Genomic DNA, 10,151 nt, shown 5'->3' with positions numbered 1-10,151 from the left:
ATAGAGGATTAATTTGGTTAAAAATTTTATTTATTACTTCGAGCATCTCATCCAGAACTGCGCACAGTTGTTTACTACTTAGATTATTTTGTAAACTTTCTAAATGTTTAGCGAGATATTTAAGTGGTTGATGAATATTTAAGGCTTTTAATGTTTTTTGTACCGCAGGGGTATCCAGATAAATATGTAACTGCTTTATCCCTTTTTCAACCGCTAGGGTTAGCAAGTGTTGTTTAACTTTATTACCAGCATGTAAATATAGACGTCTTATCGGTGCAAATAAAATTTTTAAACAGCCTTTAACCAGTGACCCTAATACGGGAAAGAGTCCAATTAAAGTCAAGACCAGCGCCACCCATGCCATGGTGTCACCGGTATCTTGATTAATCTTTTTAGCATTGGCGATAATATCACGAATATCACAAATTTGATCGACAAGTGGGATCATCGAGATAACCGTGCCCGTGGCCATTTGGGCGGTAGTTTGCTCTTCATTAAAATCCCCCTGAAGTACCTCCCATACCCATACGGCAGAGGCGACCAACTTGTCTTTAATATGATTAGGGAAGGCTTTAAAGAAGGCTAAAGCACTCTTAAATTCTTCTGAAAATTCCATGTTGATTATTCTTATTCATTTAATTTTTGTAATTCTGTTAATAATGGTTGATAATCCCCCCATGCAGCCTCAGGCAATGGGTCGAGTAAGTGATAGGTGACGGTATCTTTTTCTAACGGTAGCGATTAGTGATAAGCATGGACCTAGATCTTCAATCTACTTAGAATCAAAGTCTAAACAGCCTTTTCATGGATAGATGCTAAGTTATCAATCATATTCTTAGTCACTACATTTCATTGTTATTTAGTTACAAAGACCAAATACGTATGTATTCTAAATACACCGTAACTGATTTCAACTTGTGTAATCATAGTCCAAGCGTATAATACGCGAAACCTATAAATTTGAATGAATACCAATTGGAAAATGGGTACTCAAACTTAAACCGTTTTGCGAATATTCTCGTGTGTTGTTTAATCAGACATTAGCATGGCAAAAAGTACGGTATTAACGTGATACACAGGCTTAACTCACTCACCATCAACTTGGAAATAGGGATAATTATGCTTAGAAACTTATCACAACAACGTATAAATTAGCTATAAACAAATTGCAGTCATTATCCCTTTTTTTAACGTAGGAAGTTATCGAATTTATAGATAAAAGATATAGAGACCGTTAATTCTCTTATTTTAAAGCATAAAGATAAACTGTGGTTTATAATAATACCGGTTGTTTTTAGTAAATAAATTTAATGATTATGTAAAGAAGATATTTAGATGTAGATGAATAATATTGATTAATCATATGAAAAAATTCAATTTTTTAGTAAGATGAAAATCGCCATCTCTGCTGGTCAGTATTTATTATTGATTTTCATTAAATAAATTAAATAGATCTATATTATTCTCACAATTATAATTTAATTTTTAAAATTTTAACAAAACCTAAGTTTTAACAATAAATTGATATTTAGATCCACATTGAGGAAGTCGCTATCCGTTGATGTTGACAACCATAATATTTAATCAAGATGATTTTGGAATTAAATTAATGCAAAGAAAATACTATATATTTACTGGTTTATTAGCACTGCTACTTATAGGTAGTCTGATTGTTAACATCATGTTGTATATCAAAAACCAGCAACTCACTGACGCTAGATCGGAAGATTTCAGGATTTATCCATCACCTTTACCCGCTGATGAATTATTGCGAATTAATGAAGCACAAGCATTATTTGACCGTGCATATGACGCTAGTAATAGCTACGCTGTTAAAGATGTGAACGCACTGATTACACTTATTCAACATGCTTGGCAATGGGATAAAAATGCAATGCTTTATTATGATGAAATTCGTAATACGGCTTTATTATATAATGCTCACAATGCAAAAGAAGGAGAACTTCCTTTCAGCGAATTTATGAAGCATTACCGTAACCAATTAGTTGATCTTTATGGTAATCAACTTGTCGAACCGACAATTTTTCAACATCCTGATTTCCAAGGCTATTTTTATGACAAAATGGCAGAGCTAAAATATCCTCGTTTTACTTATGGTTGGGGTATGGCTATCGGCGCTGGAGGCTATGATAGTAATGGATTAGCTAAACCAACTTCAGATGATAATCTAGAAAAAAGTATTTATTATTTACGCGATGCTATCGAAAATGGTTACCATGATTATGAAACCCTAACGGCACGCATGCTATTTCAATCTGGACAACATTTCAAATATGATCAAACTAAAGACTATCCGTTCCCAGCAAAAGAACAAATTAATAAATTGACTGATATTCGGCAAAATATTAATGATCAACAAATCCGATCAGCGATTGATTATACTGAACTCATGGCACAACATGGCTCTTTATTAGGGATGTTAAGAGTCAGTGAAGCCTATTATTATGGGGTTGGACGTGAAACTGATTGGGTTACCTCATATGCATGGGCATTGCTAATGGATCTGACTTATTACGAAATGTTAAAACATCAAGATACTATCGACTGGGATAAAAAACAAGCTAAGGTGTTAATGGCATATCAAGCGAGTATGATTGATCACTTAGAAAAAGAGTTAAATAGCTCGCAAAAACAGGCGAGTTTACATATGCTTTCTCGTTTAAGAGAAATGATTGTTAGTTGGGATTATAAGGCGTGGTTACAACAAGTGGACGATTTTAATCCTATTCCTTAATGCCTGTACCAATCACTAGATGACTATAACAGATGATTAACGGAAAAATTATCATCTGTTATAATCCAATTCGTTCGTTATTAAATTGTTTATAAGTTGGTTTTAGCGTTATTCTAATTAATTTTTATATTATCGATTTTAAAGGGATGCGAACAAAATAATAAAGTATTTTTTACTGATACTTTTATTATGATAAAGCATGAACACCTGTCGCATTAGTTAATATAAATACGTGATATTTTTCTACTTAATAATGACTATTAGATGATAATTATTAATAGCATGAAAGATGTGTTTATCTTAGAAAACAAAATCGATTTTAAGCAGAGTTATATTAGATTAAGACTTAAACCTTGTTGTTAAAAATGTAGATATCGATTTTTTACTAAAAGCATACCTATTGGAAGGAATGAGTTACCATGCTACTTAATAATAATCAAAAATTAGGTCTATTTTGTCTTGCGCTGTTTTCGTTTTTTTTTATTATCTTAATGCAAGTTCATCTAATGCCTGCGGTGATTGCGGGTTTATTAACTTATACATTGACCCAAAAATTGGATGATTTTTTATCACAAAAAATGATGCGTTTTAGTCATCGGTCAAAATTAGTTTCGGTATTAGTGCTAACCACTTTAATTATTGGTATTTTTATTGGTGGCTTTTGGTACTTATTTGCTTGGTTTGTTGATATGGCAAAGCACCCAAACGAAACACTAACGAATATCAAATTAGTCGTCAATAATGTCATAAATGGTCTTCCGCCTAGCGTTACCCACTATTTACCAGATGATCTTGATGAGATTAAATCAACGATCATGATTTATCTTAAAGATCATCTATTTTATCTCCAATCTATTGTCAAAAAAGTATTTCATGATTTAGTGATATTAATTGTGGGAATCGTTATTGGATTAATCTTAGGTTATAAAGAAAATAAACGCAATATTCATCATAACCAAACCATGCAAACCTCATTGACTAAATCCTTAAAAGCCAGTTTAAACCGGTTAGTGGTGGTATTCCAATATGTAGCTATATCGCAAGTGGTGATTGCATTATTTAATACAGTAATGACCACCATTTTACTATTTATTATTTTACCGGCCTTTGGCATTCATTTACCGTTTAGTAAAAGTTTAGTACTTGCCACCTTTGTATTAGGCCTTATTCCAATTATTGGTAACTTAATTGTCAATGCATTAATCTTTTTTGTCGCATTTACGGTGTCATTAACAGTTGCAATGGTGGTGATTGTCTATTTAGTGTTAATTCATAAAACTGAATATGTGCTTAATGCTAAGATTGTAGGGACAAAAATTCATGCGGGTATCTGTGAATTATTAATTGCTATGCTATTTTTAGAGACGCTTTTTGGTGTGATTGGTTTAATTTTTGCCCCTATTTTTTATGCATTTATTAAATTATCGTTAAAAGAACTTCGGATTATTTAATCTTGCTAAAAATACGCCATTAAAATGGATCATTAATTGTTTTAATGCTTATAGCTATTAAGTTATAAGATAAACAACCTAAATCAATAAGAAGATGTTATTTAGCGTATTAGTATGCACGTTACTTAATATAATAACTTATCCACTTCCTGATTCCCTATTAGGCTATATCCGCTTTCGTATTAGATTAATAGGGAGTTAGGTAAAAGGGAAGGTTATTATTAACATCAATACTTAATCAAGGCTACCGACAATAAGATTCATCTTTTTGGTATAAAACAGTTAACTCGACATTGCTTTATCATTTATGCTCAAGTAGATCATTAATAACAATCCAGCGGAGTGAGTTTTGTTGAATAAATCCACCCTTTCACGTTCACGAAACAGTAAAAATTTGTTATATTTATCCGTTATTGTTCGTTGCCATAGGTGGCTATTATTAGCCGCTTATCCATCAAAAGGTTAATTAGAGGTTTCTTATGAGCGAAACGTTAGCTCGTCCATCAAATTTTATTCGGCAAATCATTGATACTGATTTAGCTGAAGGTAAACATAATTCAGTTCATACCCGTTTTCCACCTGAGCCGAATGGCTATTTACACATTGGTCATGCAAAATCGATCTGCCTTAATTTTGGTATTGCTCAGGATTATCACGGTAAATGTAATTTACGTTTTGATGATACCAATCCAACCAAAGAAGAGGTAGAGTATGTTGAATCGATTAAACGTGATGTTGAATGGTTAGGTTTTAAATGGGATGGTGATGTCTGTTATTCATCAGATTATTTTGATCAGCTTTATGATTATGCCATCGAGTTAATTAACAAAGGTTTGGCTTATGTTGATGAATTATCGGCAGAAGATATTCGTGAGTATCGTGGTACGTTAACTAAACCAGGCAAAAACAGCCCTTATCGTGATCGTAGTGTTGAAGAAAATTTATCGTTATTTGCCAAAATGAGAGAAGGTGGATTTGCTGAAGGTCAAGCTTGTTTGCGTGCCAAAATTGATATGGCCTCCCCTTTTATTGTTATGCGTGATCCAGTGTTATATCGAATTAAATTTGCTGAACATCACCAAACGGGGAACAAATGGTGTATTTATCCAATGTACGATTTTACCCATTGTATTTCTGATGCCATTGAAAATATTACCCATTCCCTCTGTACGCTTGAGTTCCAAGATAATCGTCGCTTATATGATTGGGTATTAGATAATATCAGTATTGCTGCTCGCCCACATCAGTATGAATTTTCTCGTTTAAATCTTGAATATGCGATCACCTCTAAACGTAAATTAAATCTGTTAGTCACTGAAAAAGTGGTCGATGGTTGGGATGATCCTCGTATGCCAACGATATCGGGTTTACGTCGTCGCGGCTATACGCCTGCCGCATTACGTGATTTTTGTCAACGTATCGGGGTAACTAAACAAGAAAATACGGTTGAAATGAGCACACTCGAATTTTGTATTCGTGAAGATCTTAATGCAAATGCAAAACGGGCGATGGCGGTGATAGATCCGGTTAAAGTGGTAATTGAAAATATGAGTGCTGACGTTGATGAAATATTGACTATGCCAAATCACCCAAACCGACCAGAACTAGGTCAACGTGAGGTGACTTTTACCCGTGAAATCTATATTGACCGTGCTGATTTCCGTGAAGAAGCGAATAAAAATTACAAACGTTTAGTGTTAGGTAAAGAAGTTCGTCTGCGTAATGCTTATGTTATTAAGGCAGAACGTGTTGAAAAAGATGCCAATGGTGAGATTACGACCATCTATTGTACTTATGATACGAATACATTAAATAAAAATCCCGAAGATGGACGTAAAATTAAAGGGGTTATCCATTGGGTTTCAGCTAAATTTGGTGTTCAAGCTGAGTTTCGTCTCTATGACCGCTTATTTAACACCCCCAATCCTGGTGCGGCAGAAGCGTTCTTATCCACAATTAATCCAACCTCATTAGTTGTGAAATATGGTTTTATTGAACCAAGTTTACAAAGCGCAGAACCTGAATATGCTTATCAATTTGAGCGTGAAGGCTATTTTTGCTTAGATAGCAAACATAGCGGTAATAATCAATTTGTATTTAACCGCACCGTTGGTCTACGTGATACTTGGAGTGATACTTCCTCCAATTAAGACTACTCAATGATAGTAAACGAGGCTATATAGCCTCGTTTTTTTGCTAATTAATATGGGGGGATTAGTCGCGGAAATTGGTAAATTGGAAAGGTTGACCTAACTCAGCACCTTTGACCAATGCCATTGTCGCTTGTAAATCATCACGAGATTTACCTGTCACACGTACCTGTTCACCTTGGACTTGGGCTTGCACTTTGATTTTGCTATCTTTAATTAGCTTAACAATTTTTTTGGCTAATTCTTTATCAATCCCTTGTTTTAGTTTAACTTGCACACTATAACTTTTACCGCTATGTTCACATTCATCTGGAATGTCTAGCGCACCGCCATCAATACCACGCTTGGCTAGTTTATCTCTTAAGATATCTAGCAGCTGGCTCACTTGGAAGTCTGATTCACTGGTGACCTTAATGGTCTCATTTTTTTCATTTAGTTCAAACTCCGCAGGGATATTACGAAAATCCCAACGCGTTGATAACTCACGACTCGCGTTTTCAACACCGTTACGGACTTCGGGCATGGCAATTTCAGACACAATATCAAAAGAAGGCATATAATAATTTCCTTTACTCAGTTAACAAAAAAGCGGAGTTTGACTCCGCCGATAGTATAGCTGATCTTATCCGTTCAGGAAATTAATCTATGGTACGTAATAGCTCATTAATTCCGACTTTTCCACGGGTTTTTGCATCCACTTTTTTAACAATAACCGCACAATATAAGCTATAAGATCCATCTTTAGATGGTAGGTTACCAGACACCACGACAGAACCTGCCGGTACACGTCCATAATGTATTTCACCTGTCGCACGATCATAAATACGGGTACTTTGACCAATAAATACCCCCATTGAAATGACACTGCCTTCTTCAACAATCACGCCTTCAACGATTTCACTACGAGCACCGATAAAACAGTTATCTTCAATGATGGTTGGATTGGCTTGCAACGGTTCAAGCACACCGCCAATTCCAACACCACCCGATAAATGAACATTTTTACCAATTTGGGCGCATGACCCGACCGTCACCCATGTATCAACCATTGTACCTTCATCAACATAGGCACCAATATTAACATAAGATGGCATTAATACTGTGTTACGCGCAATATAAGCGCCCTGCCGTGCTATAGCAGATGGAACAACACGAAAGCCTTCCTGTTGAAATCTGGCTTCATCGTAATGCGCAAATTTTTGTGGCACTTTATCGTAGTATTTACTTTCACCGGCATCAATTAAACGGTTTTCATGGATACGAAATGAAAGAAGAACCGCTTTTTTCAACCACTGATGCGTAACCCATTGTCCATTTATCTTTTCGGCAACACGCATTTTACCGCTATCAAGTAAGGCGATAGCTTGATTGACCGCGTCGCGAGTGACGCTATCTACATTGGCAGGCGTAATGTCAGCACGACGTTCGAAAGCAGCTTCGATAATGGTTTGTAAATTCTGCATGTTAAATCCTTATTATAATTGCATGATTTAAAAGAAAAATTAGTTTAATACTTGATGAGTATAATATAAAGTAATCAGCTTTTTAAGGGATTAATTGATTATATAACATTGTTTTCTAACTATAATCCACCTAAAATAAATAGTTATATTACTTACCAATAAATAGGAGTCAACGTGGATAATGTAGTAACAGCACAAGTTATTAATGAACTAAAAACGATACAGGATTTTATCCGCTGGACAGTATCCGCATTTAATCAATCTGACATCTATTATGGTCACGGCACAGATAATGCTTGGGATGAAGCGGTACAGCTTATTTTACCATCACTTTATTTACCACTTCAGATTCCAGCTGAGTTTTATGCCGCTAACTTAACCATGCAAGAGAAAGAGCGGTTACTAGAACGGGTGATTGCCCGCATAGAAAAACATATTCCTACCCCTTATTTAACTAATCGGGCTTGGTTTTGTGGTCATGAATTTTTTGTTGATGATCGTGTATTAATTCCACGTTCACCCATCGGCGAATTAATCAATCAACATTTTGCTGATCAAATTGATTTTGAGCCGCAAAATATCCTTGATCTTTGTACTGGTAGTGGCTGTATTGGCATTGCTTGCGCTTATGAATTTCCAGAAGCGGAAGTAGACATTGTCGATATCTCTATGGAGGCCTTAGCCGTTGCAGAAACCAATATTGAAATGCATCAAATGCAACAGCAAGTTTTACCTATTTGTTCAGATCTGTTTAATGATTTAGCTCCCGTTAAATATGATGTCATTGTGACAAACCCACCTTACGTTGATGCGGAAGATATGAGTGATCTGCCTAAGGAATATGTAGTAGAGCCAAAATTAGCGCTGGCCGCTGGTGAGGATGGCTTAGATTTAGTGCACCGTATTTTAGAACAAGCGCCAGATTACCTTAGTGATCGTGGTGTGTTAATTTGTGAAGTGGGTAATAGCAGTGTCGCCCTTATTGAACAGTACCCAGATGCCCCATTTACTTGGTTAGAATTTGAACAGGGGGGGGATGGTGTATTTATGTTAACTAAAACCCAATTACTCACTTTACGTAAGCAGTAAGATCTGATAAGTAGACTAAGACTCAATTTATTACTTTAACAATAAAACGGGAAACATTATGGCGGGGAATAGCATTGGTCAGTACTTTCGGGTGACAAGCTTTGGAGAGTCACATGGTATCGCACTAGGTTGTATTGTTGATGGGGTTCCTCCTGGTCTTCCATTATGTGAAGCTGATTTACAACATGACCTTGATCGTCGGCGGCCAGGAAATTCCCGTTATACTACGCAGCGTCGAGAAGCCGATCAAGTAAAAATCTTATCTGGCGTATTTGAAGGGGTAACCACTGGGACCAGCATTGGGCTTTTGATTGAAAATAGCGACCAACGCTCACAAGATTATCGTGCAATTAAAGATGTTTTTCGTCCTGGGCATGCTGATTATACTTATCAGCAAAAATATGGTATCCGTGATTACCGAGGAGGAGGCCGTTCCTCTGCGCGCGAAACCGCAATGCGTGTTGCGGCAGGAGCTATTGCTAAAAAATATCTTAATCAACAGCTTGGGATGAAAATAAGGGGTTATTTAGCGCAAATGGGCTCTATTGAATGCCAACTTAAAGATTGGCAACAAGTAGAACAAAATCCGTTTTTCTGTCCTGACGCTAGTAAATTAACCGAATTAGATACATTATTACGTTCCTTGAAAAAGGCAGGTGATTCCGTTGGCGCAAAAGTTTGCGTCATGGCTGAACAAGTACCAATTGGGTTAGGTGAACCGGTTTTTGATCGACTTGATGCTGACTTAGCCCATGCCTTAATGAGTATTAATGCGGTTAAAGGTGTAGAAATTGGTGATGGTTTTGCTGTTATCAATAAACTAGGTAGCGAAAATCGCGATGAAATGGATAAAAACGGTTTTCGTTCAAACCATGCTGGTGGTATTTTAGGCGGCATTAGCTCAGGACAGACTATTATTACTCATATTGCGTTAAAACCAACACCAAGTATTGCGATTGCAGGCCAAACATTAAATCGTCAAGGTCAACCCGTCCAAATTGAAACACATGGACGCCATGATCCTTGTGTGGGGATCCGAGCGGTACCGATTGCTGAAGCGATGGTGGCAATTGTACTCATGGATCATTATCTTCGTTACCGTGCGCAATGTGGTGTGGTCAAATCCGAGTCACTGTTTACGCATCATCAAGCCTAGGAAATCATTATTATGATAACAGATGGAATAAGTCTCGATTATCTCTTATTAATTTTGTTTTCTGTTGCTACGTTGGCGGGTTTTATC

At 36.2% G+C, this 10,151-nt stretch carries 7 protein-coding genes and 1 pseudogene; 5 read left to right on the top strand and 3 right to left on the bottom strand.

The window, feature by feature from the left end:
- Positions 1 to 616: pseudogene (locus O970_RS06235) on the bottom strand (hypothetical protein); the annotation flags it as partial.
- Between the two features lie 945 nt (positions 617 to 1,561).
- Here O970_RS06235 and O970_RS06230 point away from each other — a divergent pair.
- From O970_RS06230 to glnS, 3 genes are all read left to right on the top strand, one after another.
- The gene (locus O970_RS06230) at positions 1,562 to 2,755 is read left to right on the top strand and encodes a hypothetical protein (RefSeq protein WP_024496264.1); all 1,194 of its coding nucleotides are present in this window, start codon (positions 1,562 to 1,564) and stop codon (positions 2,753 to 2,755) included.
- 419 nt (positions 2,756 to 3,174) lie between these two features.
- Complete coding sequence (locus O970_RS06225) at positions 3,175 to 4,206, top strand: AI-2E family transporter (protein ID WP_024496263.1); 1,032 nt, start codon at positions 3,175 to 3,177, stop codon at positions 4,204 to 4,206.
- A gap of 479 nt (positions 4,207 to 4,685) precedes the next feature.
- Positions 4,686 to 6,356, top strand: coding sequence for a glutamine--tRNA ligase (gene glnS / locus O970_RS06220; protein ID WP_024496262.1), 1,671 nt, complete (start codon positions 4,686 to 4,688; stop codon positions 6,354 to 6,356).
- Positions 6,357 to 6,420: 64 nt separating this feature from the next.
- On the opposite strand, the gene O970_RS06215 is transcribed toward glnS, so the two are convergent.
- Both O970_RS06215 and dapD read right to left on the bottom strand, forming a co-directional pair.
- Positions 6,421 to 6,912 carry a YajQ family cyclic di-GMP-binding protein gene (locus O970_RS06215; protein WP_024496261.1) on the bottom strand — a complete coding sequence of 164 codons (492 nt, stop codon included), beginning with the start codon at positions 6,910 to 6,912 and terminating at the stop codon, positions 6,421 to 6,423.
- Positions 6,913 to 6,994: 82 nt separating this feature from the next.
- Entirely contained in the window at positions 6,995 to 7,819 is an 825-nt protein-coding gene (gene dapD / locus O970_RS06210; protein WP_024496260.1) for a 2,3,4,5-tetrahydropyridine-2,6-dicarboxylate N-succinyltransferase, read from the bottom strand.
- A 174-nt stretch (positions 7,820 to 7,993) separates the two neighbouring features.
- Between dapD and prmB the strand changes: the two genes are divergently transcribed.
- Both prmB and aroC read left to right on the top strand, forming a co-directional pair.
- The gene (prmB, locus tag O970_RS06205; protein WP_024496259.1) at positions 7,994 to 8,908 is read left to right on the top strand and encodes a 50S ribosomal protein L3 N(5)-glutamine methyltransferase; all 915 of its coding nucleotides are present in this window, start codon (positions 7,994 to 7,996) and stop codon (positions 8,906 to 8,908) included.
- A gap of 58 nt (positions 8,909 to 8,966) precedes the next feature.
- Entirely contained in the window at positions 8,967 to 10,064 is a 1,098-nt protein-coding gene (gene aroC, locus O970_RS06200; RefSeq protein ID WP_024496258.1) for a chorismate synthase, read from the top strand.
- Positions 10,065 to 10,151: the final 87 nt, after the last annotated feature.

The sequence above is a fragment of the Candidatus Schmidhempelia bombi str. Bimp genome (assembly GCF_000471645.3).
GTDB lineage: Bacteria > Pseudomonadota > Gammaproteobacteria > Enterobacterales > Orbaceae > Utexia > Utexia bombi.
Note: the sequence above shows the minus strand (reverse complement) of the source record. Positions and strands in the feature narration are given on the sequence as shown.